We start from the raw sequence: 26,946 nt of genomic DNA on the forward strand, positions 1-26,946 counted from the left end.
GGTCAGAAGACGACCACCGCGAAAATCAGGTAGCCGGCCACGAGAAGCACGACCGCGTGTTTCGCGCCGCTTTGAATCGTTCCCTCGCCGAGCTGTCCGGCGATCAGCCCCGAAAACACCGCCTGGATCATCGTGGCGTGAAACAGCAGTTCCTCGTAGGCGCCCACGTCGACTTGGGTGATCGTGTCGACGAATCCGACGGTCGCCCCCGCGGTCGCCTCGGGGAGATCGGGATCGAACTGGGCCCCCTCGACGGCGGGGACGAACGCGACAGTGAGCGCGACAACGATCCCCAGGAAAACGAGAAACGAGATGTAAATGACGATGAGGTAGGTCAACATCACTTGTCTGCGCTCCCGACGGAGACGACGGGTCGCGCGGGCCTCGTCGGCGGCGATCGTCAAGACGGGGGCGACGTCGCCGCTCGCGTGGACCGCATTCGTGATCAACGCGACCGCCCGAGAGACCATCGGCGAGTTAACCCGATCTTCGAGCCGGTACAGGGCGGTTTCGACGTCGGCCCCCCACTGGATGTCCCGCCAGGTGCGCTGCAGTTCCGCGGTGAGTTCATCGAGATCTGATTCCGAGACGCGCTGGAGACTCCGGACCACGCTCATCCCGGCGTCGTTGACGCTGGCGAATCGGTCGAGGAAATCCGGAACCGCTCGTTCGATCGCCCGTCGCTTCCGGGCTTTCAGTTCGTAGACTGCGGCGTACGCTCCCAGCGCAAACACCGTCGCCTCCACGAGGGCCCGATCGGTCGCGGACAGCACCGAGACGGGATCGGTGACCGGCGTCGGTTCCGCAGTCGCAAGCACCCACAGCACCCCCAAGGGAGCCGTCAGGATGAACGTCGCCGAGGGCATCCGGTAGGCGGTCTCGAGCGGATGTTTCACTCGCTCGAGCAGCCGAGAGTACCGGTCGTAGGCTGCGAGCCGTTCGAGAGCGTCCGTTTGTGTTGGCGCGGCGGTTCCGCCGTCGGATCGCACGTTTGGAGACGTCTCGACGTTCGGGATCCGGGCGATCGCGTCCGCTCCGGGCACGTCGACGGCCTGCCGACGTGCGACGTCCAGCCGGCGTCGATCGGGGGCGTCCGCACCGCCTGGAGGCTGTAGCGACTCGGTGGCGTTGCCGACGTACGCGATGAATGCGACGCTCCCCAGCGGGACGCCGAGATACACGACGAGCCGCAGGATCGGCAGCGTGTCGCTCAACACGAGTCCGACTACGACCAGGATCGTCACCAGAAACAGCGGCCCGGCCACGAGCGTCGTCACGTACGCCTCGGCGAACGTCGACAGCAGTTCGAGATACTGTTCCTGCTGGGCTTTCGCCTCCTCCTGAAACCGCTCGTACTGGTCCGCGAGATACGTCGAGAGGCTCTGACCCGATTCGAGGATCGACGCGAGGTTCTCCGCGAACTCCGCCATGTTCTCGCTGGGGGTCCGTCGGGCCGTATCGCGGAGGGCAGTCAACGCGTCGGTACTGAACGTCTCCATCTCGCGAACCGCGACGGACAGTTCCCGTGCGGCCTCGCCGTACACCCGTTCGTTCCTGGCGAGCGTTGCGAGAACGATCGGAAACGCCATCCCGGACCGCGACAGCGCGTACACGAACGCGACGGTGCGGGGTAGCGTCACGTCGATTCGTTTCCCCCGCGCGTCCGCTAGCTGTTCGAGGAGCTTCCACCGAAGGTAGTAGGTCCCTACCGCGAGGACGGTCCCGACCGTCGCCCCGGAGAACGCCAAAAGGAGGAACAGCTCGCCTACCCCGACTGCAGAGAGGCGCGCGATCGGCGACAGAAACGTCAGGGCGGGCGGTAGCGCCGCACTGAGCGCCTCTTCGGAGATCGCGAGTTCCGAGAGGACGTAGCCGGCCAGATACACCCCGAGAACGCTCCCGGAGGCGGCGAGGACGGCGCTGTACAGCAGCGTTTTCGAGGCGTACACGCGGTGTGTTTCCCCGGCGTGAGCGGCCCGGAGCCGGCCGCGTTGTCGTTCGGTTTCTGCACCGGCGTCGGCGACGTACTCCCCGAACGCCGAAAGCGCGAGGCGGGTGACCAGGAGGTCGAGCCGCCGGTCGAACCGGGAAACTACGAGGGCGACGGGGAACGCGAGCACCACCGCAAGGGGGAGGAGATACCACATCAGCCGACCTCGGCGCCGGCGGTCACCTCGTCGCCGGCCGCCTCTATCTCGGCTTCGAGCCGTCGCATCGTCCGTTCGGGATCCGCGTAATATTCGTTTACGAGCGCCGTAAAGCGTCGGTAGCCGGTGACGCCGAGCTCTTGGAGCCGCCGGAGGAACGTCTCGCGTCGTCGAAGCTCCGAGAGCAGTTCGGACCGATTCCACGCCCGTTCGGCCTGAATCTCCGAAAGCAGCGAGGAATCGTTTCTGGAGAAGGTGTCCGATTCGGGGTTCCAGTCGAACGCCGAAGCGTAATCCAGCTCCCCGGTTCGCTGGTCGACACCGCGTATCTCCCCGACGATCTTCGCTCGACGGAGGCGCTCGTCGTCGAACCTGACCAGCCGCTGGACGACGACCATGTCCAGCGACTGCACCATCGCCCGGGGGACGTTGATCGGCTCGTTCTCCAGCCGGTTTATCACGGTTCGAATCGAGTCGGCGTGGATCGTCGAGAACGTCGTGTGGCCGGTGTTCATCGCCTGAAACAGGGTCACGGCCTCCTCCCCGCGGACCTCGCCGACGATGATGTACTCCGGGCGATGCCGGAGTGCAGACCGGAGCAGGTCGTACATGTCGAGGTCGGCTCCCTCCTGGAGCCGTTCGCGGGTGACAGACGAGAGCCAGTTGTCGTGATACAGCGACAGCTCCCGGGTGTCCTCGATCGTCAGCACCTTCGACCGCGGCGGAACGAACATCGAGACGGCGTTCATCGAGGTGGTCTTCCCCGAGGCGGTGCCACCGGCGAAGATCAGCGACTTGTTGTGTTCGATACACAGCCAGAAGTACGCCATCTGCTCGACGTTGTACGTCCCGTAGTTCACGAGGTCGATCGGCGTGAACGGCTCCTCGGCGTACTGCCGGATCGTGAACGCCGACCCCCGGGGGGTGACCTCCTCGCCGTACGCCAGCTCCGCTCGCGAGCCGTCCGGCAGCGTCGTCTCGACGATCGGCTCCCCGACGCTTATGTGCTTGCCGGACTGCTGGGCGAGCCTGACGACGTAGTTGTCCAGCTCCCTGCGGGGAAACGAGACGTTCGTTTCGATGTCGGTGTACTCCGCGTGGTAGACGAAGATCGGGAGACCGTACCCGTCACAGGAGATGTCCTCGATCCGGGGATCGTTCAACAGTGGATCGACCTTCCCGAACCCCTGAAAGTCGCGGAGCAGGTAGTACACGAGGCTGTGAAACGTCGCCATGTCGGGCTCCAGACCGTACTGTTCGAGGAGCGACTCCAGTTCGGCCTCCAGCGTCGATTCGTCGACCGGGTCGACGTCATCCCGGAACAACAGCGGATCCCGGATGTCTTCGACGACGCGGCCGAGCAGCGTCCGTTGGAATTCGTCGAGATCTGGCTCGACGGCGTGGTACCGGTGTTCGTTTTCGGTCTCGTCGTAGGTGATGACGACGTAGGCGTACGGGGCGTTCACCCAGTAGCGGTCGACTTCCCGTTCACCCGGGGGCGGAGTAAACGTCGCTAGCGTGCCGTCAGTGGACGGACGGAACGGTCGCACGTCCAGGTCCGTGCCCCGAAACAGCTCCCAGACGTGTTTCACGCGTCGCGTTAGTCCATCGATCCCCCCGGAAGAGCGCTCGCCTGACATTTCGGTTGGATGTGACAACGGGAGGAGGGGACTTAAAAAGTCGCGTGTCTCGATCCTCCGGATTCGCGGTCCGGTTTCCGTGTCACGGGTTTTTTCATTCGGCTGGAACACGCGTCGAACTATATTCGTACGGGCGGTTAACGTTCGGTAGTGCCGACCGCGTCGGTCGACCCACGAGCATGAACCCGAGATCTATCGCCACCGACGAAAGACCACTCGTCGTGACCTGGGAGTGTACGCGAGTAGGGGAGCTCGGCATCGCGAACTGCCGGGGAGACGCGGCCGACGAGCCACATCCCGAGGAACTAACGACCGAAGAGGCAACACAGCTGCTGGAGCGACTCCGGGAGTTCGGGGAGGGGTTGCTCGTCGTCTTTTCCGGCGGGAATCCGCTCGAACGGGACGACATCTTCGAGCTGATCGAATACGGAAGCGAGATCGGGCTCACTGTCGCACTCGACGCCTCCACGTCGGGCAGGCTCTCCCGGGACTGCCTCGAGCGCCTCTCGGACGCCGGGCTCTATCGTCTCGCCGTCGGACTCGAGGGCGCAACGGCCGAGGTACACGACGAAATCCGCGGCTCGAAGGGGAGCTTCGAGGCGGCCCTCGGCACACTCGAGGCCGCACGCGAGGTGGGTTTGCCGACGGGGATAAACACCGTCGTGAGTCGCGAGACGTTCGAGGATCTGCCGGCGATTCGCGACAGGATCGAGGAGCTGGGTATCGTTTTGTGGAACCTGTTTTTCGTGATCCCCGCCGACGATTGCAGGCTCGAGAGTGTCGACCCCTCGGCTGCGGACGCGATCATGCGCTGGCTCCACGAGGCGTCGAACGTCTCCTCGTTCGACGTTCGGACGATCGAGGCCCCCCAGTACCGTCGGGTCGCCATCCAGCGCGGGGAGGTCGTCACTGGGGTCCGCGACCAGTTCGGAACCTACGCCGGGGACGGGATCGTCCACGTCGATCACGTGGGTAACGTCCAGCCCTCGGAGTTCCTCCGGAAACCCGTGGACAACGTTCGAGAGCGTTCGATCGTGGAGACGTACCGTGAGGCTCCCCTGTTCCGGAAGCTCAGGGACCGGAGCAACCTCGAAGGCCGGTGTGGGGCCTGTCCGTATCGGGATATCTGTGGGGGGAGTCGGGCGCGCGGGTACGCGGAAACCGGGAACCCGTTCGCGACCGACAAACTCTGTCCGTTCGAGCCGCCGGGGTTCGGAGAGAGCTAGTCGTCGCAAGCGCGGAACCGCCCGGGTTTGCTACCTGATCTCGACGTGTTCCGATTCCTCGTTGAGCGCGAGGTTCGCCGCGATCTCGGCGTTGCGCATCGCGTACTGGGCGGTCTGCTGGAGGCTCACCAGTACCTCCCGGACGTGGAGCAACTCCTGGTTGGACAGTTCGGGAAGGTCGTCGAGGATTTCTCGCTCGCGGTCGGCGAGCCCCCGAAACAGTTCCCGACACTCGATCGTGAGATCGTAGTCGCGTTCCACGACCGACCGGACGGCGAGGCGCGTGAGATCGTCGACGCCGTCCGTGAACTCGCGGATCTGTCGCATCGTCCCGCTGTCGATGTCGAGAGTGTGTCCGTCGATCTCCAGTACGATGTCGGCGATGTCCTCCGCGTTGTCCGCGGTGAGTTCGAGGTTCTTCGCGACCGAACGGTAGCCGATCAGGGGGAACCCCGAGTCCAGCCCCACCGCACGACAGAGGTTGGGGTTCTGGTAGGCGGTGAAGATCAGACGCAACATGAGCACGAAGATCTTGTTCGCCTGTCGCTCGCGATTGAGCGCGCGCTGTGCGAGGTCCGGATTGCCGTGTGCAAGCGCCTTCACCGCCTCGCCGCGCATCGTCGAGCCGGTGTTTTCCAGGCGCTCGAGGAGGTTGTCCAGGGTGAAGTCCTCGGGATCGACCGAACACCTGATGGCGATGCTTTCGGGAGTTTCCTCGATGACGCCGAGCCCCATCAGCTGGGTTTCGGCCTTGTATACGGCGTTGATGTGGTCGCTTTCGAGTGCCCCCTCCGATTGGCGGACGTGGATCACCCGCCGGCCGAGTACGTACTGGGCGACGATCGCCCGCTCTAGCGCGTCCGCGTCGAGTGCGTCAGCGTGAATCGTCGCCTCCGACTCCTCGGTGCTCGTCGACTGTGGCAGCACTGTCAACGTTCCCTTGCCGCCGATCCGGATCGACACCTCGTCCCCCTTGTCGACGCCGTGTTCCTTGGTCCACTCTGCCGGCAGGGTCATCGCGAGCGTCGATGGACCGAGCCGTTGCACCTTCCTCGTTTCCATGTTCGCCGTAGGCTACATACGTCCTTAATCTTGTCTGTATGTTCATTAATGACGATGTTCCGTATAGAAGGGTATCCCCCCGAGCGGAGGAACATAAAAGGGGGTGTGTAGCGTTTGATTGGTATAAGAGCACGACCGGTCTTATCGAGGGGTCCGTTGCGATCTTCCTCGAGCGCACTCAGACTATTTTCATCATTCGCGTCTCGTAGGCGCCCACGCGAACCCGGATCCACCCGCGGAGCGACGCGTCGAGTTCGGGGTCGTCGGTGTCGACCCGGAGTACACGCAGGTCATCGAGCTTCCGGCGGGAAGCGACGACCTCGAGGTCGCTTTGCCGGATCACCGCGGGCGATAGCTGTGGATTGCCACGGCCGAGGACGAACCCCTGGCCGCCGATCGGGGTGACGACCACGACGTTCCGCTCTCCGAGGCAGTCCAGGATCTCGTCTTCGGTGGCGTCGCGGGCGAGCACCTCGCCGTCCCGCCAGACGTCGACCCCCAGCGGCGATCCCTCGAAGCCCAGCTCCTCTTTGATCGCTCCCAGGGTCGATCCCGGTCCGAGCACGTAGGTGACGCCCTCTCTGACGTCGGCGGCGAACCCTTCCGCGAGCGACTCGACGGTACCGCCGCCGAGCTGTTTCGACGACTGGAGGTCCTCGGCGACCGGGACGCGGGCGATCGCCCGCAGCTCCGGGTTCACCTCGCCCTCGCGGTACTCGTCTTCGTCGATGTCCATCACCTCCCGGCGTTCTGTGCGCTCGAAGGAGACTGCGACCGCGGCGGCATCCTCCGGGGAGACCGCAAACACCGAGGAGTACACTTTCACGCCCGCCGGAACGCCCAGCATCGGCGTGTCGGTCCCCTCGAGGGCTTCGGCGACGTCGGCGGCGGTGCCGTCGCCACCGACGAACAACACCAGATCCACGCCCCCTTTTAGAAACGCCTCGACCGCTCGTCGAGTATCCTCGGCGGAGGTTTCCGACTGGGCGTACGCGTCGTCTGCCGCCGGTGTGTCGCCGAACGCGACTGACGGTTCAGCTACCACGTCGGGATCGAGGCCCGCCTCTCGAACGAGGGACTCGCCCATCGGGTCCGCGACGGTCGACACCCGGACGTCGGGATCGAGTTGGGCGAGCCGTGACAGCGCGCGGCGCGCCCGGTTCGGCGCCCGTGGCTCTGCGCCCCGGTCGCGCGCCTCCTGTACCTTTCCATCGGTGCCTTTCAGTCCGACCCGACCGCCCATCCCCGCGATTGGGTTTACGACGACGCCGACGTGCATCTCAGTCGGTCAGCCGCCAGCGCGGGTCGTTCCCGTCGTCCTCGAGTGTCCCTGTGACTCGTTCGACGACACCGCGCCGCTCCATCTCCGCGAGCACCTCGTCGAGCCGGTCCGGCTGAGCGATCTCCATCTCGATCCGGTCGACTTCGTGATACGCCGAGAGGTAGTGTCTGATCGCCTCCCGATCGAAGGTGTCCTCCTCGGCTTTCTCCATCACGCCGGAGATGAGGTCGATCATATCCTCGATGAAGTTCCACGGGTAGACGATCCAGGTCCACTCCTCGAGCTGCTCGCCGACGAAATCCGGCTCGAACTCGCTGGTCTGAAGCAGCTGGAGGGTCGCGGTTTTGACCTCACCGGGGTTGCGCTCGTTGACGTACTCGTGGGCGCGTTTTATCGACCCGCCGGTGTCGGCGATGTCGTCGATGATGAGCACGTCCTTCCCTTCGACGCTTCCCTCGGGCATGGGATACCGGACCTGCGGTTCGTCGGCCTTCTCGGCGGTGCCGACGTAGTGTTCCATCTTGAGGCTGGCGAGGTCGTCCAGCCCGAGAAAGTCACACAGACACCGACCCGCGAACCACCCGCCACGCGCGAGCGCGACGATGACGTCCGGCTCGAACTGGTCCTCCGTGACCTGTTCAGAGACGCTCCGACAGAGCCCGTAGATGTACTCCCAGTTGGTGACGGTGCAGCTGAACTCCTCCGGGAGGTCGCTCATACGCACGAGAATGGACCGGGCGCGCACATAAGGGTTGTCAGAGCGGATCATTTCCCCCAGAAGGGGTCCCGGCTCCGCTGTTTGTCGAGGTAGCCCTGCAGCGCTTCCAGTTCGTCGGCCGGGATCTCGTCTGCGAGCTCCTGTTCGAGGATCTTCGCGTGTTTCTCCGGCAGCTCCGTCCACAGCTCGTCGCCCTCCTCGATCTGCCGGCCGACGGTCGGACCGTCGATCGCGACGCTGACCCTGGTGCCCGCTCGGGCCTCGGAGATGTCTTCGCCCTGTTCTTGAATCCCCGAGAGCTGCCCCACCCGCCTGGGCTCGTTGTTCTCGAAGGCGACGACGTGGCGGTTGTTCTGGAGCGTCCCCGTGAGCACTTCGACGCCGACTACCGCGGGATCGGACTGCCGGAATACGTGATCCTCGAGGATTCGGAACCGGCATGGCCGAACGATCTTCTCGAGAATCGTCTCCTGCTGGGCCCGTTCGCGCTTTGCGACGAACGCCTCGTAATCCTCGACGAGCTGATAGATGACGTCGTCGACGAACACCTCCACGTCGGACTCCTCGAGTTCGTCTTCGGCGTTCCCGAGGACGTCGACGTTGAAGCCGAGGATCGCCCGGTAGGTCGCCTCGTTTGCGGTGCCGGCGACCGCGACGTCCCGGGGTGCGACGTCGCCGACCTCCGCCCGGAGGATCGGGATCTCTGCCTCGCGGAGCGCGTCGGCCATCGCCTCGAGGCTCCCCAGTGTGTCGGCCTTGACGACGACCCCGTCCTCCTCGGTTTCGACCTCGAGTTCCGCAAGCTCCGCGCGCACCTCCCCGATGACTTCCTCGACGGGGCGGTTCCGGACGACCATGACGGGCGCACCTGCCATGGCGTCATCGAGCTCCGGCGCGGCGATCTTCACGCCGGCGGCCGCCTCGACGGAGTCGACGCGTTCGAATCGGTTTTCGGTGCGGATCTCCGCCAGTGGCCGTGGCTGCAACAGCGCCCGGATCTCGGTGACGATCGGCTCGTCCATCCCGCCGACGACGATCGTATCGCCCTCTCGGATCACTCCGTCGTAGACGACGACGTCGATGGTCGCTCCGAAGCCGCGCTCCTCTTTCACTTCGAGCACTGTTCCGACGCCGGCGCCCGAGACGTCGACTTCCATCTCCCCGCGCATGTAGCGCTGGGAGAGGCCCATGAGCACTGCGAGCAGGTCTGACACTCCCTCGCCGGTCATCGCCGACACCGGAACGACGCCGATGTTGCGCTGGAACTCCTGGACGCGCCAGTACAGGTCCGCCGAGAAGCCGGCCGACGAGAGATCCCCGATGATGTCGTACAGTCCCTCGTCGAGCGTCGACCGGACGCGGTCGGACTGGGAGTCGTAGCTCGCCTTGATCGGCGCGCCCTCTCTGGGGTTCCATCCCGGGATCGTGTCCACCTTGTTCGCGGCGACGACGAACGGCGTTCCCGTCCGCTGGATGATGTCGATCGCCTCCTCGGTCTGGGGCTGGAAGCCGTCGTTCACATCGACGACGAGGATCGCGATGTCGGCCAGCGCTCCCCCGCGTGCCCGCAGCGTCGAAAACGAGTGGTGCCCCGGCGTGTCGATGAACAGAAGCCCCGGCAGATCGAAGTCGTCCGGGTCGACGAGTTCGCCGGCCATCGAGGAGATCGTCTCCAGTGGAACCGCCGTCGCACCGATGTGCTGGGTGATCGCCCCCGACTCCCCTTCGCTTACGGCCGAGCCGCGTATCTTGTCGAGCAAGCTGGTCTTCCCGTGGTCGACGTGGCCGAGGACGGCGACGATGGGCGTCCGCAGCCTGGCCGCGTCCTCCGTCCCGGCGTCAGTGGATGTGTCGTTCGACATGGGTCCCCCGAAAACTCCTTGGTCGATACAGTCGGGGACGGGAGTTAAGCCTTTCAGAACTGTCCTCTCTGTCTCCTCTCGGTCTCCTGTCTCACCTATCTCCGTCGGACGGCCGGCGCGCGACCGTCGGACGCCCCGTGGCGTTTATATCGTTCCAGTCTGTCGTTGGAAGCATGGCAGACATACTCGCTGAGAACCTCTCGGGGAAAGCCGTCATGGGGACCGACGGCACCGAGTTGGGAGACCTGTACAACATCACGATGGACCTGAAGTCCGGGCGCCTCGAACATCTCCTCGTGTCGCCCCACGAGCAGCTCGACGTCCGGCAGGTGTCGTTCGACACCGACGATCGGGGACGTCTACGGGTCCCGGTCTCTGCAGTGCAGGCGGTCAAAGACTACATCGTCGTTCAACGGTAGATGCACGTTCTCGACACGTCCGCGTTCATCCACGAGTATCACACCGACGAGCAGACGGCATCGATCCCGCTCGTCCAGGAGGAGCTCGAGGGCGAACACGCCTTCAGGTTCGACGCGATGGAGGGTGCGGGAATGCACATCCACATCCCGGCGGAAGGAACCGTCGAGAAGGTCTCGCGGGCCGCACGCGAGACCGGCGACGCCGACGAGCTGTCGGAGACCGACACCCGCCTGCTCGCGACCGCCTTCGAGCTCGACGGAACGCTGGTCACGGACGACTACGCGATGCAAAACGTCGCCGAGAAGCTCGGAATCGCCGTCCACGTGATCGCACGCGACGGGATCACCGAACAGCGCGACTGGCTGTTTCAGTGCGCCGGCTGCGGGCGAGAGTTCGACGACAACCACGACCGGTGTCCGATTTGCGGGAGCGATCTCACTCGGAAGAATCCGGCCTGATCCGCCGGCGTTCCCTCCGTCCCTGTTTTCCGCGTCGAGTTCTGTTACGGCCAGTTTCCGGCCTGATCGTAGGCGTTCGCGACCCGCTGGATCGCCACGACGTAGGCGGCCGATCTGAGGTTCGGCAACTCGAGTGTTTCGTAGGTTTCGATCAGGTCGTCGAACGCGTCACAGATGATCCGTTCGAGCTCCTCGTTGACCCGCTGTTCGGTCCAGTAGAACCGCTGTCGGTTTTGAACCCACTCGAAGTACGACACCGTCACACCGCCGGCGTTCGCGAAGATGTCCGGCAGCACGTACACGTCCCGATCTTCGAGCACTTCGTCGGCGTCCGGCGTCAGCGGGCCGTTTGCGGCCTCCGCGACGACGTCGGCCTGTAGTTCCCGCGCGAGGTCGGCGTCGACGGCGTTTTCCAGCGCCGCCGGAACCAGCAGGTCGACGTCTAGCGCGAGCAACTCTTCGTTCGTCAATTCCTCGGTAGCTTCGGGATGGCCGACGACGCTCCCGTTTTCGCTTTTGAATGCCTTCACTTCCCGGGCGTCGAACCCGTCCGGATTGTAGATCCCCCCCGAGGAGTCGGACATCGCGACGATCTTCGCCCCGAGGTCGTCGAGCAGGTATGCCGTCACGGAACCGGCGTTTCCGTACCCCTGGACGGCGACCGTCGCCCCCTCGATCTCCCGATCGAGGTAGTCGAACATCTCCCGGGCGGCGAGCATCGTCGACCGGCCGGTCGCCTCGACGCGACCTTCCGATCCGCCGGAATCCAGCGCCTTCCCGGTGATCACGCCGGGAGCGGTCGTGTTCTCGAGCTTCTCGTAGGTGTCTTTGATCCAGTTCATCTCTCGCTGTCCGGTGTTTACGTCCGGTGCGGGAATGTCGGCGTCCTCGCCGATGAGGGGTCGAAGTTCCAACGCGAACGACCGGGTGATCCGTTCGAGCTCCTGTTCGCTGTAGTCGCTCGGATCGATCGGGATCCCGCCCTTTCCGCCGCCGTAGGGGATGTCGACGACCGCACACTTGTACACCATCCACCCCGACAGCGCCTTCACCTCGTCCATGTCGACGTCCGGGTGGTACCTGATACCGCCCTTGTACGGCCCCCGGTCGCCGTTGAACTGCGACCGGTAGGCGCGTACTGTCTCGAGGGACCCGTCGTCGCGCTCGATGGTGAGGTTGGTCTCCAGTACCCGTTCGGGGTTTTTGAGCCGTTCGATCACCCCCGGATCGACGTCGAGATGTGCCGCAGCGTCGTCGATCTGCTCTTGGAGACTCTCGAACGGATTGGCCTGGTCAGACATATCTCACGGACTACTGTGTTAGCTGTTAACTGTACCGATTGCCCGAGTTACTGCGCGTTTTTCGAATCCGAACCGAACCCGATTCCGGCACCCCGGGCGCGTTCTCGTATGCGTTCGGCCCTGAGGATCAGCGGTCGATCGATCATCTCACCGTCGACTTCGAAGACCCCCCGCCCGTCCCGGTCGGCACGTTCGCGCGCTTCCAACACGCGGCGGGCCCACGCTAGTTCCGACTCGTCGGGCGTGTACGCTCCGTTGATGACGTCTACCTGTGCGGGATGGATCGCGAGCTTCCCGTCGTAGCCGAGCTGGCGGGCGAACGCCACCTCCTCGCGCAGTCCGTCTTCGTCCTCGAAGTCGGTGTACACGGTGTCGATCGCGTCGATCCCGCCGGCTGACGCCGCCAGAACGACGTGCTGGCGGGCGTACAACACTTCCTGGCCCGCTTTTGTCCGGGTGGCGCCGACGTCGGCGGCGAGATCCTCCGCGCCGAAGATCAACGCCTCGATTCCGTCGACGTTCGCGATTCCCTCGGCTGCGAGCACGCCGGCGGCCGTCTCGACCAGTGCGAGCACTGGCACGTCGAATCCGCGTGCGCGTGCCAGCTCGACACGGTGCATTGCGGTTTTTTTCGAGTCGACCTTCGGCACCACCAGCGCATCCAGGCGAAGCCCCTCCTCGTGGTTTTCTCGATCGCGTTTCGGATCGTCGACGTCGCCGAGCAGGGCGTCGAGATCCGCGGCCGGTTCCGCCGCAGTGAGCCGAACGCACACCTCCGCGTCGGGGTCGAATGCTTCGTCGGTCAGGATCTCGCGCACTGCCGTGCGCGCTTCGTCCTTGCGGTCGGGGACGACGGCGTCCTCGAGGTCGAACACGACGGTGTCTGCACCCGTTTCGGGGGCTTTCCGCATGAGATCCGGCCGGTCACCGGGCGAAAAGAGTACGCTTCGTCTGACCATACGCTGCGGTTGCTCGTCGCGGTGAAAAACCCCCACGCTCGGTTCGCCCCGCAGTATCGAGGGCATACTCACTTCCATTCGGCGGCCGTATTTCCGAGGGACAATGACCGACGTTCGTCCGCCTGCTGTCGCGGGGCAGTTTTATCGGGGCGATCCGGATCCCCTCGTGGAACAGATCGAGGCGTGTTTCCTGGACGAATACGGCCCGGGCACGGTCCCCGATACGGGACAGGCGACTGACCGACGGGCGGAGACCGCCGACCGACGGGCGGAGACCGCCGACCGACAGCCGGACAAGCCGAATGCGGATCGGGGGGACCTCCTCGGACTCGTGGTCCCGCACGCCGGCTATCAGTACTCGGGTCCGATTGCGGCACACAGCTACGCTGCCCTCGCGCGCTCGCGAACGCCGGAGACCGCTGTGATCCTCGGGCCGAACCACCGACAGGCCGGTGCCGAGATCGCGCTCGCTTCTCACGACGCCTGGGAGACTCCCCTCGGGAGGCTTTCTGTCGACGAGCCGCTCCGTGAGAAACTCCTCGAAACAGACGCGGCGATCGAAATCGACGACCGCGCCCATCGGGTCGAACACGCAGTCGAGGTCCAGCTGCCGTTTCTCCAGCATCTCGAAGCTACTCCCCGGTTCCTTCCGGTCGCGGTCGCAACGAAGGATCGCTCGCGCTGTGAGTACCTCGGCGAAGCGATCGCCCGGGCCATCGACGCCACCGGACGCGATGCCGTGGTGATCGCCTCGACGGATCTCACCCACTACGAGCCGACCGAGGCGGCGACCGCCGCCGACGACCCCGTCCTCGACCTGCTCGTCGATCTGAACCCGGCCGGGCTGCTCGATCACGTCGAACGGACCGGTCACACGATGTGCGGCCCCGGGGCGACCGCGGCGACGCTTTTCGCCGCAATTCGGCTCGGTGCGGCGTCCGGAACGGTCTACGCCTACGCGACCAGCGGCGACACCGCTGGCGCCGGTGGAAGAACCGTCGGCTATACGGCCGTCGGCATCGACGACGACTGACCGGTCCCCGCTCGCCACGACGCGCGATCAGAACCCCAACTGTCGCCTGCGTCCCTCGGAGTCGCCCCCGCCTGCCCACTCGATTCCGGCGACGTCGATCGATCGGCCACACGACGGACAGTTTCCGTCCTCCAGGTCGTACGAGCGGATTTCGAATCCCTGTCGTTTGATCACACAGGTTCCACAGTCCGGACAGTAGGTGCTTTCGGATTCGTGTCCCGGAACGTTGCCACAGTACACGTACTCCAGCCCTTCATCGCGGGCGACGTCCAAAAGCGACTCCAGCGTTTCTATTGGCGTCGGCGGGACGTCCTGCATTCGATAGGCGGGACGGAACCTCGAGAAGTGGACCGGCGTTTCCGGTCCGAGCTCCTCCCTGATCCAGGCCATCCGCCCCCGGACGGTTTCGGGATCGTCGTTCTCTCCGGGTATCACGAGGTTCGTGATCTCGACGTGGACGCCCCCGTCGGCGAGTGTTTTCGCGGCCTCGTAGATCGGTTTCGGATCCGGAACGCCACACCGCCGTCGATAGAACTCGGTGTCGCCTTTGACGTCGATGTTGATCGCGTCGAGTTCCGAGGCGAGTTGTCTCGCGGTCTCTTCGGTCATGTAGCCGTTCGAGACGAACACGTTACACGCGTCCTCGTCGGTCGCTTGCATCGTATCGAGGGCGTATTCCAGGAAGATGGTCGGCTCGGTGTACGTATAGGCGATCCCTTCGCAGGATCGATCGACGGCGGCGTTCACCAGCTCTGAGGGTGGGAGCGACTGTTCTGGAACGTCGTCGTGTTCGATCGCAATCTGATAGTTCTGACAGAAGTCACACTCGAAGTTGCAGCCGCGTGCGGCCACCGACAGCACGCGGGCGCCCGGCGCGAAGTGAAACAGCGGCTTCTTTTCGATCGGGTCGATCGCGGTCGAGACCGCCTTGCCGTAGGTGAGCAGTTCGAACCGCCCGCCGTCGTTGTATCGAACGCGACAGACGCCCCGCTCGCCCGGAGCGACGAGACAGCGCCGGGGACAGACCGCACACCGGACGCGGTCGTCCTGGAGCCGTTCGTAGCGTTCGACCTCGCGTCCACGCGCGCTCGGTGACATACTTCTTCTCGAAGGAGCTTCGTGTTCTCTCCAAAAAACCGTATCTCCGATTCCCACACCGGGGGAAGTGTGCGAACCAACCATCGACGCGAACCCATAAGTACGACCGCGGCGACGGGAGCGGTATGTCCGGGCTCTACTACGGGGAGTTCACGGTCGGCGAGACGATCGAACACGGGAAGCGACGGACGATCAGCGAAGCCGACAACCAGCGTTTTTGCGACATGACGATGAACCAGCAACCGCTCCACCTCGATGCCGACTTCGCGGCGGACACCCAGTTCGGCGAGCGCCTCGTCAACGGCATTTACACGATGGCACTCGCCGTCGGTCTATCGATACCCGACACCACCGATGGGACGATCGTCGCGAACCTCTCGTACGACGACGTCGAACATCCGGCGCCCGTCTTCCACGGCGACACGATCTATGCGCAATCCACCGTGACCGACAAACGCGAGACGAGTGACGGAACTCGCGGTGTCGTCACGATGCACGTCGAGGCGTTCAAAGTCGAAGACGAGGACGAAGGGGGCGACGAAGAGGACGGCGAGGACACGCTCGTCTGTTCGTTCGATCGGACGGTGCTGTCGCTGAAACGGGACGCAGAGTCGGTGTAGTCGACGGCAGGGCTCACACGACGTCGTAGTCGACGTTCGGACGCTCCACGTCGACTCCACACGCCTGTAATGCGTCGACGGCGCGGGTTGCGGGTCCGGGCGGGGTCCGATCGTGGGGATCATCGGCCGTCTCGACTGCCCGAACAGTCCAGTCGCCGTCGACGACCACGGCCGCCCGGCGTGGGACGTCCCCGTGACTCTCCCACTCCTCGGTCAGCAGTTCGTACCGGTCGGAAACTCCGCCGTGGAACTCCGAGACGATCGGGAACGAGAACCCGTAGCGGTCGGCGTACGTGTACGCCGCATACAGGCTGTCGGCCGTGAGGCCGACTGTCGCAATTCGTTCGTGGTCCGGCCACCCCGCCCGCTCGACGGCGAGCCACTCGGCGGTCGGCTCCGGGACGAACGTACAGGGGGCAAAAAGTAGCACTACAGCGTCGTGACGATCGATCAGTTCGAACAGCGCGAGTTCGACCGTGCGATCGCCGTCGACTGCGGGAGCGATAAAATCTGGTGCCGTCTGTCCCTGTGAGACCATCGGTTTCTGGCGGAGGATTCGACGCCGAGTCCCATTAATCCCCGAGCCGTCGGGGGTCCTGATGGGACCCGCTTTGCGACCCGCCGTCTCGCGGTTTGATTTTTGGCCTCCCCGCACCAGTAATACGGTGCGCTTTTTACCTCCTAGTACAATACTGTAGACAGTGAGTTCAGCTGTCCTCGCCGTCACTGCGCTCGTTCTCGCCCTCGGTGTCGCCGGACAGCTCCTCTCGATGAAACTCCGGGTTCCGAGCGTCCTGTTTCACATTCTTTCGGGGGTGCTGATCGGGCCGCACGTCCTGGGGCTGGTCTCCCTGGAGACGTTCGGCGATGGCCTGTTCGTCATCGTCGGCGTCGGCGTGGCAGTGATCGTGTTCGAGGGAGCGTTCGAACTCAGACGCGAGCGCCTGCAGCGAGCGCCGCAGGCCATCCTCGGGATGGTGTCGATTGGGGCGGTCGTGATGTTTCTCGGCACCGCGGCGGTTATCCACTACCTGATCGGGCCGGGATGGGAGGTCGCGCTGTTGATCGGGGCGTTGATGATCGCCACGGGGCCGACGGTGATCACCCCGATCCTCGAGGTGGTCACGGTTCGCGAACAGGTCGCGTCGGTCCTGGAGGCCGAGGGGATCATAAACGACGTCACTGCCGCGGTGCTCGCAGTGGTCGTCTTCGAACTGCTCGTCGTGGGCAGCGGCTCCTACGGGTCGGTGTTCCTCGGGTTCCTCGAACGCATCGGGGTCGGGGTCGCCGCCGGGCTGGCCGTCGCTGCCGTCGTCTACTACGCGCTGACGCAGCTGGACATCTCTCCCGACTCGGCCCCGCACGTCACCCGGCTGATCGTCTTCGCCGGGATCGTGGGGACGTACGCGATCGCCGACACCGTCGCCGCCGAAGCCGGTGTCGCAGCCGCCGCGACCGCCGGGATCGTGCTGGGGAACGTGGAGCTTCCCCATCGGGATGCCATCGAGTCCTTCGAGCGCGACATCAGGGCCATCGTGCTGTCGTTTATCTTCATCGTCCTCGCGGCACTTCTGAACTTCGGTGACATCGCCCAGCTGGGGCTTGCCGGCGTCCTCGTCGTCGTTCTCGTGGCGCTGGTGGTGCGCCCGGGCGTGGTGTTTCTCTCGGTCAGATCCTGGCGCTTCACCCGCGAAGAGAAGCTGTTTCTCAGTCTCGTCGGCCCCCGGGGGATCATTCCGGCGTCGGTCGCGACCGTGTTCGCGATCCAGCTACAGGACGCAGGACAAAGCGAGGTGGCCCAGGCGCTCGTCGGGGTCGTCTTTCTCATCATTTTCGCTACTGTCGTGCTCCAGGCCGGGTTGGCACGACAGATCGCAGACAGGCTCGGCGTGATACCAATGAAAGTGATCATCGCAGGCGGCGGCCGGGTGGGTCGCACGCTCGCACGACAGCTCGAACAGCGCGGCGAAAACGTCGTCATCGTGGACGTCGACCGGGACGTCGTCCGGGAGGTACGGGAACTGGGGTTTACCGCACACGAGGGTGACGCAACCGAATCCGATGTCCTCAGAGGCATGGGAATCGACGACGCGAAGATCGTCGTCGCCGCAACGGGAGACGACAACGACAACCTGCTGGTGTCACAGCTCGCGCGGTCGAAGTTCGACGTCGATCGGGTGTACGCCAGGGTCAATCAGCCCGAGAACGTCGACGCGTTCGACTCCCTCGACGTGACCGCGATCGACGCGTCCCTGGCTACGGCGTGGTCGATCGACAACGAGATAGAGCGACCGGCGATGGCCCACTGGATGAACGAACTCGGGGAGGGCCACGACGTCGTCGAGATCGAGGTGACCGCAGAAGACCTCGCCGGCAAGACGATCCGTGAGGTGAACGAGGCGATCCCCTCTGGCTGTATCGTCGCAGTTATCGGCAGGGGAGACGACACGCACGTTCCCGACGCCGACGAGGTGGTCGAGTACGGCGACCACGTGACGTTCCTCGGGGACGCCGAAGCCGTCCGGGAGGCGGCACGACGGTTCCACCCTCACTCCTGAAATAGTCTTTCGTCGTCACTGTGTCCGGTTTCCGCTCCCCAGCCGGCGGTGTTCGACTTTCAGACAGCGATCCTGAACGACGCGGACGCCGGCCTCCTCCGCGCGGCGTACCGCGTCGTCGTGCTGTATTCCGAGCTGGAGCCAAAGTATCCCCGCGTCGCCTCGTGTCTCGCGGCGCTCCAGTAGTTCCTCGACGATTCTCGGAACCTCATCGCTCGGGCGGAACACCTCGACCAGATCGACTTCTTCGGACACCGCCGACAGCGAGTCGAACGTCGCCTCGCCGAGGATCTCGTCTGCGAACGGATTGACCGGAAAAATCCGATATCCCTGTGACTGGAGATATCGCGGTACGTCGTGGGCGGCTTTCCCCGGCGTCGTCGAACAGCCGACGACGGCGATAGTGTCGACGGAAAGCAACTCCCGCAACTCGGCGTCTGTTTCGATCGGCATACACTATCTGCAGTCCTGCAGGTTGAAAGTGTGCTCGTCGGTCATTCACCGAGCCGGATCGTCGGCTCGGCGTCCTCCGAGGTTTCGACGATCCCGTCGAACAACTGTGTGAGAGTGTTCCGTTCCCGGTCGTCGTGAGCCGTCGAGTCCATGCAAAACAGGCCGAGGCCGCCGACACTCTGGATCCGTCCGGTGAAGACATGGAGGAAGCGGAACACCGTCTGGAGGTCCGAATACATCAAAAGTGTCGAAAGCGAGTGGAGCATGATGCGGTTCCGCTGGATCCCTCGGTCGTGGTAGAACGCCTGGAGGAACTCCGAGAGCTTGATGCCGATTCCGGTCATGTCGACCGGCGACGACGTGTACTTGATCCGGTCGTCGTCGCGCATGTCGCCGACACCCTGCTGACGGGTGACACAGTCGACGACTGCGACGGGGCGTCCCTCGTACTCGGTTCGCTTCGCGTAATCACCGAGGACGCGGTCGGCACTGTCCTTCGTCGTCACCACGATCGCGCCGTCCCCCCGTTCGGTCCCGTCAGCGAGCAGATCAAGCGCGAGCGACCGCTTTCCGGTCAGCGACGGCCCCGTGATCAGGAGGTTCGTCCCTGGCTCGACCTGCGCGTCGAGGTGGGGGTCGAGCTCATACATACGTACCCCTCGCCTCGCCAGTCCACACACCGCAAAACACAGTGAAACGACGCGTTATCTGACCGAGAGACATCGACTACCTGTAGTTTGCCCGGAACTGGTATTATTCTTTTTGATTGTTCGATACGAGCTACCGGACGGTCGGATCGTGGAGCTGTCAGGTGGTGTTCAGTTTCGACTGCGGCCTCACGCGTACAGTGGATACTCTTTACAGAGTTCGTCGATGCGTTCGCCGACGTCGTAGATCACGTCCTCGGAGTCGTGGTTGTCGATAATCCGGTAGATGAGACCACCGAGTTCTTCGACGACAGCCTCGTCGAATCCACGGGTCGTGATGCCCGGCGTGCCGGCACGCAGACCCGAGGGATCGAACGCCGACCGGGTTTCACCGGGGACGGTGTTCGCGTTGAGAATCACGTTCGCGGCAGCCAGCGAGTCCTCGGCGGTCCCGCCGGTAAGATCTGGATGGGAGTCCCGCAGGTCCACAAGCACCAGGTGATTGTCGGTGCCGCCGGAGACGAGCGACAGACCGTGCTCCGAGAGCGTCTCACCGAGCGTCCGGGCGTTGTCGATCGTTTGCTGGATGTACTCGTCGAACTCGGGCTTCAGTGCTTCGCCGAACCCGACGGCCTTTCCGGCGATGTTGTGGGCGAGTGGGCCCCCCTGTCCCCCCGGGAACACTGCCTTGTCGATGTCTTCGGCGTGTTCGTCGTCGGTCATCACGATCCCGCCACGCCCGGCTCGGATCGTCTTGTGGGTCGACCCGGTTACGAAGTCCGCGACGCCGACCGGCGAGGAGTGCGCGCCGGCGGCGACCAGACCCGTGATGTGAGCGATATCGGCCAGGTGGTAAGAACCGACCGTGTCGGCGATCTCCTGGATGGTCTCCCACTCGACTTCACGGGGATACGCCGAGAAACCGGAGACGATGATGTCCGGATCGAACGCTTCGGCTTTCTCTTGCAGTTCCTCGTAGTCGAGATAGCCGGTGTCGGGGTCGACGTGGTAGTGCTCGACGTCGAATAGCTGTCCCGTGAAGTTCACGGGATGGCCGTGACTCAGATGGCCGCCGTGGCTCAGCTCCAGCGAGAGGATCCGATCGCCGGGGTCGAGTGTTGCGAGATACACCGCCATGTTCGCCTGAGTCCCCGAGTGCGGCTGCACGTTGACGTGGTCGGCACCCCACAGTTCCTTGGCCCGGTCGATCGCGAGTTGTTCGATCTCGTCGACGTATTCACAACCGGCGTAGTACCGCCGTCCTGGATAGCCTTCCGCGTACTTGTTCGTGAGGAGGCTGCCCTGGGCCTCCATCACTGCGCGGCTCACGTAGTTCTCGCTCGCGATCAACGACAGCGTCTCCTCCTGTCGGTCGACTTCGCCGGCCAGTGCGTCTGCCACTGCCGGATCCGCTTCGCGTACGTGTTGGAACTCCATATCCCGATCCGCGAGTGAAACACCCATAAACCTGTCCGTCTCCGCCGACGTTTCCGTCACCAGTGCACCCATTCCGGTTCACCGTTCCCGCGCTGTTGTGAAGCTTTCAACCAAAATAATACAATGATAGAAATTTAATAATAATTCTAACCTCTAAGAAAATAATCCGAACCCGATGTGCTAGAGGATTCTGTAGAATTCGGAGGCTAGAGGCTCCCATGCGACTGTTTTACTCGCAAGATCCCCGTTAATATTAAATAGATATCAGACGATTATCTCGGTAGACTGATGACATCGAATTTACTCGAGGAGGACGTCGAGAATATCCTCGGTGAGGCGCTGGACCGGGCCAGGGAAACGCTGTACGTTGTCGACCCGTCCCCTGCGGTCATCGAGGCGTTCGTCGCGGTCACAGCCGACACCGAAGAGGCCCCCGACGTTCGACTACTCGCCGACGAGGACGTACTGAAATACGTCATGGACGACTTTATCGTCGGATCTGCCGCCGCAGATCTCGTCGAAGAGGGAACACTCGAGATGCGCACGCTCGTCGAAGACGAGGACAACTCGCTTCTCGTTTCCGCGGAGGCAGTGATGGCCCTCGTCACCACCGGGGACAACGTGGGTGCTTTGGTCACCGAGGACCGGGATTTCGTCGACGCTGTCGTCGCCGCCTACGACGAGGTCTGGGCCGCCGCGGAACCGTACAACCTCCGAACGCCGGCGATCAGTCACGTGAGGGAGACGCTCGCCGCGGAGATCGGTGAGGCGACGCGGGACGACTTCGACGCCGTCCTCGGCGCACTCGAGACTGCTCGTGGCAACGGAGACGGGCTCGACGAGGTGACGATTTCGCTGATCGTGGCCGCGAAAAACGACGTGTTGCTGTACGACATCTCCAAGTGGGGCGAAGACGTCGGCATCGCGTCGAAGGCGACGTTCTCGCGGACCAAAACCTACCTCGAGGACGTCGGCGCGATCGACACCGAGAAGGTTCCGATCGACGTTGGCCGTCCCCGTCTGCGCCTCAAACTCGGCGACGGCCGGCTCGTCGGTGTCGCTCCGGAGGAACTCGCGTCAGTCACGATGGAACTGCTCGCCGAATGAACGCCCCACCGACGTCCCCCCTCGATCCGAGCCCCGTGCCTCCTGTTCGCACGCGCTCGGTAGTTTGAAAGCGTTTTTAACCGAACCCGCTCAACGGAACTGTACAGCCTGTTCGGGGTTGATGATGTGCCGCGCCGTCAGGGACTCGACCGCCGGCGTGGTCACGCGAGCCCACGGGCAGGAGGGTAACAACCATGCCAGTTTACGTCGACTACGAAACTCCGGCCGACCTCGCGGACCGAGCACTCGAGGCGCTCGAGATCGCCCGCGATACAGGGATCGTCAAGAAAGGAACCAACGAAACGACCAAAGCCGTCGAGCGCGGCAACGCCGACCTCGTCATCGTCGCCGAGGACGTTCAGCCCGAGGAGATCGTGATGCATCTCCCGGAGCTGGCCGACGAGAAGGGGATCGCTGTCGTCTTCGTCGAAACGCAAAACGACGTCGGGCGCGCGGCCGGCCTGGAGGTCGGCAGTGCGGCGGCGGCGATCGTCGACGCCGGCGAGGCGAGCGACGACGTCGAAGACATCGCCGAAAAGGTCGAGGAACTCCGGTAAGCGACCATGAGCGCAGAAGAGGGCACCGGCGACTCGACCTCCGCGGAGGTCATCGAGGTCGTCGGCAAGACCGGGATGCACGGCGAGGCCATGCAGGTCAAGTGCCGCATCCAGGAAGGATCGAACAAGGGACGAATCATCACGCGGAACGTCCTGGGTCCCGTCCGGGAGGGCGACATCCTCCAGCTTCGGGAGACCCAGCGTGACGCCGATTCGATCGGAGGACAGTAATGGTCGAAAAGCGTACCTGCGATTACACCGGTGAGGAGATCGAGCCCGGTACGGGCACGATGTTCGTCAAGACGGACGGAACCGTGCTCCACTTCAAGGACTCCAAGGCCGAGAAGAACTATCTCCTCGGCCGCGAGGCCCGCGACCTGGAGTGGACCGAGGCGGGACGCTCCGAACGCGCCTCGGCCGTAGAGCACGAGGAAGCTGAAGAGGTCGAAGAGGCAGAAGAGGCTGAAGAGTCTGAGGAAGCCGAAGAGGCTGAAGAGTCCGAGGAAGGCGGAGAAGCCGAAGAGGTCGAAGGGGCCGAAGAGGCGGAAGAGTCCGAGGAAGGCGAAGAAGCCGAAGAGGTCGAAGACGCGGAAGCTGAAGCAGACTCGGACGAGGAGGACGACGGATGAGCCACCACGACGAGCGCACGTTCGTGATGATCAAGCCCGACGGCGTCCAGCGCGGGCTAATCGGGGAGATCCTCTCCCGCTTCGAAGACCGCGGCCTGAAGGTCGTCGCCGGCAAGTTCCTGCAGCTCGACGAGGAACTCGCCAGCGAACACTACGCCGAGCACGAGGACAAGCCGTTCTACGACGATCTGGTTTCGTTCATCACGTCGGGTCCCGTCTTCGCGTTCGTGCTGCAGGGCGCGGACGCGACCCGACAGGTCCGTAGCATGGTCGGCACGACGGACCCGCTGGAAGCCGATCCCGGGACGATCCGCGGGGATTACGGCCTCGATCTGGGTCGCAACGTCGTCCACGCCTCCGACCACGAGGACGAGGGGGCCAACGAACGCGAGATCGCGCTGTTCTTCGACGAAGGGGAGCTCGTCGACTACGAGCGGATCGACGAGACCTGGCTGTACGAGGACCACTGACCTCGGCAGCTGTCTCACCGGCTACTCTTTCCGAGCTCGTAGCGACAGTTCGGGTAGTATGGATAAGTGGCCGGGCTAATTGTTCAAGGGGTTTATCCATCGACTCAAGGGATTTATACCGAAGGCGTCCCGACAATGAGACGATATGGGACAGACAGTCACGGAGCAGATTCTCGCGGATCATCTCGTCGACGGCGAGCTCGAACCCGGCGAGGAGATCGGGATCGAGATCGATCAGGTGCTCACCCAGGACACCACTGGCACGATGGTGTGGCTCCAGTTCGAGGCGCTGGAACTGGAGGAAGTCCAGACGGAGCTTGCAGCGCAGTACTGCGACCACCAGACCTACCAGTTCGACTTCAAGAACACCGACGACCACCGGTTCCTCCGATCGGCGTCGGGCAAGTACGGCGCCTACTTCTCCCGTCCGGGGAACGGGATCTGTCACCAGGTTCACAAGGAGAACTTCGCCGCGCCGGGCAAGACGCTGCTCGGCTCCGACTCGCACACGCCGACCCCGGGTGGACTGGGTCAGTTCGCGATCGGTGCCGGCGGGCTCGACATCTCGGTCGCGATGGGCGGGGGCCCCTACTACGTCGAGATGCCCGAGATCGTCAACATCCGTCTCGAGGGTGAACTCCCCGAGTGGGCGACCGCCAAGGACGTGATCCTCCACCTGCTCGACGAGCTCTCCGTGAAAGGGGGCGTCGGCAAGGTACTGGAGTACACCGGCCCCGGGGTCGAATCGCTCACGGTCCCCGAACGCACTACGATCACCAACATGGGAACAGAGCTCGGGGCGACGAGTTCGATCTTCCCCACTGACGAGGAGACAAGAGACTGGCTCTCGAGGATCGGCCGGGAGGAGGAATACGTCGAACTCACTCCCGACGATGACGCGGAGTACCACGACGAGGTCGTCGTGAACCTCTCGGAACTCGAGCCGCTGATCGCCGCCCCGAGCATGCCCGACAACGTGATTCCGGTTCGAGAGGCCGCCGGAACCGAGGTGGACCAGGTGATCGTCGGCTCGTGTACCAACGGCGCCTACGAGGACGTCCTCCCCGCGGCGAAGATGCTCGAGGGGCGGGAGGTCTCGAAGGGGGCCGAAATGATCGTCGCCCCCGGATCGAAGCAGGCCTCGGAGATGCTCTCCCGGGAGGGATGGACCGCCGAGCTGATGGCCGCCGGCGTCAACTTCTCGGAGGCAACCTGTGGGGCGTGTATCGGGATCGGCCACGTTCCCGCCTCAGATTCGGTCTCGCTGCGGACGTTCAATCGGAACTTCGAGGGCCGGTCGGGGATCGAAGACGACGCGGTGTACCTGTGTTCCCCGGAGGTGGCGGCTGCGGCGGCGATCACCGGCGAAATCGTCGATCCGCGAGACCTCGCCGAGGAGCTCGGCGATCTGGAGGCACCCGGCTTCGAGATCGGGGACGGCTACTCCCCGGGGATGGGACAGGACGATCCGGACATCATCGCCCCCGAGGAAGCGATCGACGACGAACTCATCAAGGGGCCCAACATCGGCGAGGTCCCACTCAGGGACGAACTGGAGTCGGAACTCGCCGGCGAGGCGCTGTTGAAGATGGGGGACAACATCACGACCGACCACATCATCCCCGCCACCTCCGACATCCTGATGTACCGGTCGAACATCCCGAAGCTGTCGGAGTTTACGCTCTCGCGGGTCGACGAAACGTTCGCCGATCGGGCGCTCGAGGCCGACGGCGGCTTCCTGGTGGCCGGCGAGAACTACGGGCAGGGTTCCTCCCGGGAGCACGCCGCGCTGTGTCCGATGTATCTCGGCGTGCAGGGCGTGTTCGCACGGAGCTTCGCCCGGATCCACAAGGCGAACCTGTTCAACTTCGGTCTCGTCCCGCTGACGATCGACGCTGAAACCTACGGGCGTCTCGACCAGGGTGACGACCTCGAAATCGTCGACGACGTCGGCAAGGGCGTCCGCTCCGGGAAGGAGACGTTCACCGTCCGCGTCAACGACGACTGGGAGTTTACTGCACAGCTGGACGCCTCCGAGCGGGAGCGGGAGATCCTCGCGGCCGGCGGCAAGCTCTCGTGGACAAAACAGCACCACGAAAGCGGCTCCGGCGCCGCGCCGGCCGACGACTGATCGCGGCGACGACCGACCGCAGCGACGACTGATCGCGGCGACGACCGACCGCGCCCACGACGCCTCGACCGATCACATCCGTTCGATCCCATGACAGACGCACGAACCGTCGAAGCGAAAACGCCCCACGGCTCCGTCGAGTACGACGTGGTCGCGTGTTCGAACTGCAGGACGGAGATCGTCCCGGAGGAGGCAGTCATCGTCGGCGTCGGCCGCGAGACGTACACCTGTGACGGGTTGCCGATCTGTCGGACGCAACACGAGCGGCCGGCCGAGACGCGGGTCCTCTGTTCCTACTGTGCCGAGGAAGTACTCGACTACGGCGGCGGCCCCGACGGCGTCGGCGACCGACTCGCCGAACTGGCCGCGGAAACGTCCCCCCTTTCGGTCGGCGTGTGGCTCGGCACCGCGGTCGGGATCGCCCTGGTCGTCACCGTCGCCATCCTTCGGCTGTTCGGGCTCCTTTGAGCGGCGCGTCGACTCGCGCACCGGTCGGGCAGCACGAACGAGCGTCTTTTTACTGGAGGGTCGTTATCTCTTTGCGTGACCACGGTTCCCGAACGCGAGACTGGCTCCATGTACGTTCGGCGGGCGACCCAGAGCGACCTGCTCTCAGTCTCGCGGATCGAACGGGCGGTGTTTTCCCAGCCGTGGACGTTTTCCGTATTCGAGCGCTTTCTCGGTGAGAAAGGGTTCATGGTCGCGGCCCGTCCGGAATCGGACGACCGCGAGCGGCGACAAAACGACAGGGAATCTCCGCGTCGCATCGGCGACGACGGCGAGACAGTCCTCGGATACGTCGTCGCCGACGTCACGCCGAACTTCGGGCGCGACATCGGTCACGTGAAGGACCTGGCGGTGCGGCCCGACGAACAGGGCGCTGGAGTCGGCCGCAGGCTCCTCGGCCGGGCGCTCGTGTCGCTGCTGATCCAGGGTGCGACCGTGGCCAAGCTCGAAGTGCGTCCCAGCAACGAGGCCGCGGTGTCGCTGTATCGGTCGGAAGGGTTCGAACCCGCACGTCGGGTGCCCCGATACTACGCCGACGGCGAGGACGCGCTCGTCATGCTTCTCGACCTCGAAAACTGGGGTGCGAGGGTCGAATTCACCGACGACGTCGGGCACCTGAAGTGA

Annotated in this window: 26 protein-coding genes and 1 pseudogene; 14 read left to right on the forward strand and 13 right to left on the reverse strand. The window is 64.3% G+C overall.

The genetic code is table 11. The annotated features are described in order from the left end of the window. Positions 1-2: 2 nt before the first annotated feature. Both RH858_RS06915 and RH858_RS06920 read right to left on the reverse strand, forming a co-directional pair. Positions 3-2,147: a type II secretion system F family protein gene (locus RH858_RS06915; protein WP_310561423.1), complete on the reverse strand. Its 2,145-nt coding sequence runs from the start codon at positions 2,145-2,147 to the stop codon at positions 3-5. Continuing rightward, positions 2,147-3,787, reverse strand: a complete 1,641-nt coding sequence (locus tag RH858_RS06920) for a type II/IV secretion system ATPase subunit (protein WP_259535370.1) — start codon at positions 3,785-3,787, stop codon at positions 2,147-2,149. Before RH858_RS06920 ends, RH858_RS06915 begins: the two co-directional genes overlap by 1 nt. 179 nt (positions 3,788-3,966) lie before the next feature. Here RH858_RS06920 and RH858_RS06925 point away from each other — a divergent pair, with 179 nt between their 5' ends. Next, positions 3,967-5,013, forward strand: a complete 1,047-nt coding sequence (locus RH858_RS06925) for a radical SAM protein (protein WP_310561424.1) — start codon at positions 3,967-3,969, stop codon at positions 5,011-5,013. A 30-nt stretch (positions 5,014-5,043) separates the two neighbouring features. Here the strand turns inward: RH858_RS06925 and RH858_RS06930 are convergent, their stop codons facing one another. The 4 genes from RH858_RS06930 to infB all read right to left on the reverse strand — a co-directional run bounded on the left by RH858_RS06930 (position 5,044) and on the right by infB (position 9,937). Next, positions 5,044-6,075, reverse strand: coding sequence for a phosphate uptake regulator PhoU (locus RH858_RS06930; RefSeq protein ID WP_259535372.1), 1,032 nt, complete (start codon positions 6,073-6,075; stop codon positions 5,044-5,046). Between the two features lie 178 nt (positions 6,076-6,253). Beyond that, positions 6,254-7,354 carry an ATP-NAD kinase family protein gene (locus RH858_RS06935; protein ID WP_259535373.1) on the reverse strand — a complete coding sequence of 367 codons (1,101 nt, stop codon included), beginning with the start codon at positions 7,352-7,354 and terminating at the stop codon, positions 6,254-6,256. A gap of 1 nt (position 7,355) precedes the next feature. Next, complete coding sequence (locus RH858_RS06940) at positions 7,356-8,075, reverse strand: phosphoribosyltransferase (RefSeq protein WP_259535374.1); 720 nt, start codon at positions 8,073-8,075, stop codon at positions 7,356-7,358. A 47-nt stretch (positions 8,076-8,122) separates the two neighbouring features. Beyond that, on the reverse strand, positions 8,123-9,937 hold the full coding sequence (infB, locus tag RH858_RS06945; protein WP_259535375.1) for a translation initiation factor IF-2: 1,815 nt from the start codon (positions 9,935-9,937) through the stop codon (positions 8,123-8,125). 173 nt (positions 9,938-10,110) lie between these two features. On the opposite strand from infB, the gene RH858_RS06950 reads away from it, so the two are divergent. Beyond that, positions 10,111-10,356 (forward strand): PRC-barrel domain-containing protein, encoded by a 246-nt coding sequence (locus tag RH858_RS06950; protein ID WP_259535376.1) that lies wholly within the window; start codon positions 10,111-10,113, stop codon positions 10,354-10,356. Then, on the forward strand, positions 10,357-10,815 hold the full coding sequence (locus RH858_RS06955; protein ID WP_259535377.1) for an NOB1 family endonuclease: 459 nt from the start codon (positions 10,357-10,359) through the stop codon (positions 10,813-10,815). Positions 10,816-10,859: 44 nt separating this feature from the next. Here the strand turns inward: RH858_RS06955 and RH858_RS06960 are convergent, their stop codons facing one another. Then, positions 10,860-12,116: a Glu/Leu/Phe/Val dehydrogenase gene (locus RH858_RS06960; RefSeq protein WP_259535378.1), complete on the reverse strand. Its 1,257-nt coding sequence runs from the start codon at positions 12,114-12,116 to the stop codon at positions 10,860-10,862. A gap of 47 nt (positions 12,117-12,163) precedes the next feature. Further along, positions 12,164-13,075 (reverse strand): CoA ester lyase, encoded by a 912-nt coding sequence (locus RH858_RS06965; protein ID WP_259535379.1) that lies wholly within the window; start codon positions 13,073-13,075, stop codon positions 12,164-12,166. A 103-nt stretch (positions 13,076-13,178) separates the two neighbouring features. On the opposite strand from RH858_RS06965, the gene amrB reads away from it, so the two are divergent. Next, positions 13,179-14,108, forward strand: a complete 930-nt coding sequence (gene amrB / locus RH858_RS06970) for an AmmeMemoRadiSam system protein B (protein ID WP_259535380.1) — start codon at positions 13,179-13,181, stop codon at positions 14,106-14,108. 27 nt (positions 14,109-14,135) lie between these two features. Here amrB and amrS read toward each other — a convergent pair whose 3' ends face one another. Continuing rightward, positions 14,136-15,206: an AmmeMemoRadiSam system radical SAM enzyme gene (amrS, locus tag RH858_RS06975; RefSeq protein ID WP_259535381.1), complete on the reverse strand. Its 1,071-nt coding sequence runs from the start codon at positions 15,204-15,206 to the stop codon at positions 14,136-14,138. On the opposite strand from amrS, the gene RH858_RS06980 reads away from it, so the two are divergent. Then, positions 15,200-15,826 carry a MaoC family dehydratase gene (locus RH858_RS06980; protein ID WP_323805932.1) on the forward strand — a complete coding sequence of 209 codons (627 nt, stop codon included), beginning with the start codon at positions 15,200-15,202 and terminating at the stop codon, positions 15,824-15,826. The genes amrS and RH858_RS06980 overlap by 7 nt on opposite strands. Positions 15,827-15,839: 13 nt before the next feature. Here the strand turns inward: RH858_RS06980 and RH858_RS06985 are convergent, their stop codons facing one another. After that, entirely contained in the window at positions 15,840-16,364 is a 525-nt protein-coding gene (locus tag RH858_RS06985) for a redoxin domain-containing protein (protein WP_259535383.1), read from the reverse strand. A 163-nt stretch (positions 16,365-16,527) separates the two neighbouring features. On the opposite strand from RH858_RS06985, the gene RH858_RS06990 reads away from it, so the two are divergent. Then, complete coding sequence (locus RH858_RS06990) at positions 16,528-18,384, forward strand: cation:proton antiporter (RefSeq protein ID WP_259535384.1); 1,857 nt, start codon at positions 16,528-16,530, stop codon at positions 18,382-18,384. 15 nt (positions 18,385-18,399) lie between these two features. Here RH858_RS06990 and RH858_RS06995 read toward each other — a convergent pair whose 3' ends face one another. The 3 genes from RH858_RS06995 to glyA form a co-directional block, all read right to left on the reverse strand. Continuing rightward, positions 18,400-18,837 (reverse strand): CoA-binding protein, encoded by a 438-nt coding sequence (locus tag RH858_RS06995; protein ID WP_259535385.1) that lies wholly within the window; start codon positions 18,835-18,837, stop codon positions 18,400-18,402. A gap of 41 nt (positions 18,838-18,878) precedes the next feature. Continuing rightward, positions 18,879-19,487 carry a recombinase RecA gene (locus RH858_RS07000; RefSeq protein WP_259535386.1) on the reverse strand — a complete coding sequence of 203 codons (609 nt, stop codon included), beginning with the start codon at positions 19,485-19,487 and terminating at the stop codon, positions 18,879-18,881. A gap of 186 nt (positions 19,488-19,673) precedes the next feature. Continuing rightward, positions 19,674-20,921 carry a serine hydroxymethyltransferase gene (gene glyA, locus RH858_RS07005; RefSeq protein ID WP_310561425.1) on the reverse strand — a complete coding sequence of 416 codons (1,248 nt, stop codon included), beginning with the start codon at positions 20,919-20,921 and terminating at the stop codon, positions 19,674-19,676. Between the two features lie 288 nt (positions 20,922-21,209). Between glyA and RH858_RS07010 the strand changes: the two genes are divergently transcribed. The 8 genes and pseudogenes from RH858_RS07010 to RH858_RS07045 all read left to right on the forward strand — a co-directional run bounded on the left by RH858_RS07010 (position 21,210) and on the right by RH858_RS07045 (position 26,946). Beyond that, on the forward strand, positions 21,210-22,028 hold the full coding sequence (locus tag RH858_RS07010) for a DUF5821 family protein (RefSeq protein ID WP_310561426.1): 819 nt from the start codon (positions 21,210-21,212) through the stop codon (positions 22,026-22,028). Between the two features lie 194 nt (positions 22,029-22,222). Continuing rightward, entirely contained in the window at positions 22,223-22,585 is a 363-nt protein-coding gene (gene rpl7ae, locus RH858_RS07015) for a 50S ribosomal protein L7Ae (protein ID WP_259535389.1), read from the forward strand. A gap of 6 nt (positions 22,586-22,591) precedes the next feature. After that, complete coding sequence (locus RH858_RS07020) at positions 22,592-22,816, forward strand: 30S ribosomal protein S28e (protein ID WP_119815905.1); 225 nt, start codon at positions 22,592-22,594, stop codon at positions 22,814-22,816. Further along, positions 22,816-22,992: pseudogene (locus RH858_RS07025) on the forward strand (50S ribosomal protein L24e); the annotation flags it as partial. The gene RH858_RS07020 and the pseudogene RH858_RS07025, both read left to right, overlap by 1 nt. Before the next feature lie 218 nt (positions 22,993-23,210). Next, on the forward strand, positions 23,211-23,684 hold the full coding sequence (gene ndk, locus RH858_RS07030) for a nucleoside-diphosphate kinase (RefSeq protein WP_259535390.1): 474 nt from the start codon (positions 23,211-23,213) through the stop codon (positions 23,682-23,684). Between the two features lie 145 nt (positions 23,685-23,829). Then, positions 23,830-25,815, forward strand: coding sequence for an aconitate hydratase (locus tag RH858_RS07035; RefSeq protein WP_310561427.1), 1,986 nt, complete (start codon positions 23,830-23,832; stop codon positions 25,813-25,815). Between the two features lie 90 nt (positions 25,816-25,905). Further along, positions 25,906-26,283: a hypothetical protein gene (locus RH858_RS07040; RefSeq protein ID WP_259535392.1), complete on the forward strand. Its 378-nt coding sequence runs from the start codon at positions 25,906-25,908 to the stop codon at positions 26,281-26,283. A gap of 108 nt (positions 26,284-26,391) precedes the next feature. Then, a complete protein-coding gene (locus RH858_RS07045; protein WP_259536530.1) occupies positions 26,392-26,946 on the forward strand; it encodes a GNAT family N-acetyltransferase in 555 nt (184 codons plus the stop codon).

It is taken from the genome of Halalkaliarchaeum sp. AArc-GB, from assembly GCF_031432225.1.
Lineage (GTDB): Archaea > Halobacteriota > Halobacteria > Halobacteriales > Haloferacaceae > Halalkaliarchaeum.

Coding starts and splice junctions, on each gene's coding strand:
- RH858_RS06915 (WP_310561423.1), bottom strand. CDS start 2,147: ATGTGGTATCTCCTCCCCCTTGCGGTGGTGCTCGCGTTCCCCGTCGCC.
- RH858_RS06920 (WP_259535370.1), bottom strand. CDS start 3,787: ATGTCAGGCGAGCGCTCTTCCGGGGGGATCGATGGACTAACGCGACGC.
- RH858_RS06925 (WP_310561424.1), top strand. CDS start 3,967: ATGAACCCGAGATCTATCGCCACCGACGAAAGACCACTCGTCGTGACC.
- RH858_RS06930 (WP_259535372.1), bottom strand. CDS start 6,075: ATGGAAACGAGGAAGGTGCAACGGCTCGGTCCATCGACGCTCGCGATG.
- RH858_RS06935 (WP_259535373.1), bottom strand. CDS start 7,354: ATGCACGTCGGCGTCGTCGTAAACCCAATCGCGGGGATGGGCGGTCGG.
- RH858_RS06940 (WP_259535374.1), bottom strand. CDS start 8,075: ATGAGCGACCTCCCGGAGGAGTTCAGCTGCACCGTCACCAACTGGGAG.
- infB (WP_259535375.1), bottom strand. CDS start 9,937: ATGTCGAACGACACATCCACTGACGCCGGGACGGAGGACGCGGCCAGG.
- RH858_RS06950 (WP_259535376.1), top strand. CDS start 10,111: ATGGCAGACATACTCGCTGAGAACCTCTCGGGGAAAGCCGTCATGGGG.
- RH858_RS06955 (WP_259535377.1), top strand. CDS start 10,357: ATGCACGTTCTCGACACGTCCGCGTTCATCCACGAGTATCACACCGAC.
- RH858_RS06960 (WP_259535378.1), bottom strand. CDS start 12,116: ATGTCTGACCAGGCCAATCCGTTCGAGAGTCTCCAAGAGCAGATCGAC.
- RH858_RS06965 (WP_259535379.1), bottom strand. CDS start 13,075: ATGGTCAGACGAAGCGTACTCTTTTCGCCCGGTGACCGGCCGGATCTC.
- amrB (WP_259535380.1), top strand. CDS start 13,179: ATGACCGACGTTCGTCCGCCTGCTGTCGCGGGGCAGTTTTATCGGGGC.
- amrS (WP_259535381.1), bottom strand. CDS start 15,206: ATGTCACCGAGCGCGCGTGGACGCGAGGTCGAACGCTACGAACGGCTC.
- RH858_RS06985 (WP_259535383.1), bottom strand. CDS start 16,364: ATGGTCTCACAGGGACAGACGGCACCAGATTTTATCGCTCCCGCAGTC.
- RH858_RS06995 (WP_259535385.1), bottom strand. CDS start 18,837: ATGCCGATCGAAACAGACGCCGAGTTGCGGGAGTTGCTTTCCGTCGAC.
- RH858_RS07000 (WP_259535386.1), bottom strand. CDS start 19,487: ATGTATGAGCTCGACCCCCACCTCGACGCGCAGGTCGAGCCAGGGACG.
- glyA (WP_310561425.1), bottom strand. CDS start 20,921: ATGGAGTTCCAACACGTACGCGAAGCGGATCCGGCAGTGGCAGACGCA.
- RH858_RS07010 (WP_310561426.1), top strand. CDS start 21,210: ATGACATCGAATTTACTCGAGGAGGACGTCGAGAATATCCTCGGTGAG.
- rpl7ae (WP_259535389.1), top strand. CDS start 22,223: ATGCCAGTTTACGTCGACTACGAAACTCCGGCCGACCTCGCGGACCGA.
- RH858_RS07020 (WP_119815905.1), top strand. CDS start 22,592: ATGAGCGCAGAAGAGGGCACCGGCGACTCGACCTCCGCGGAGGTCATC.
- ndk (WP_259535390.1), top strand. CDS start 23,211: ATGAGCCACCACGACGAGCGCACGTTCGTGATGATCAAGCCCGACGGC.
- RH858_RS07035 (WP_310561427.1), top strand. CDS start 23,830: ATGGGACAGACAGTCACGGAGCAGATTCTCGCGGATCATCTCGTCGAC.
- RH858_RS07040 (WP_259535392.1), top strand. CDS start 25,906: ATGACAGACGCACGAACCGTCGAAGCGAAAACGCCCCACGGCTCCGTC.
- RH858_RS07045 (WP_259536530.1), top strand. CDS start 26,392: ATGTACGTTCGGCGGGCGACCCAGAGCGACCTGCTCTCAGTCTCGCGG.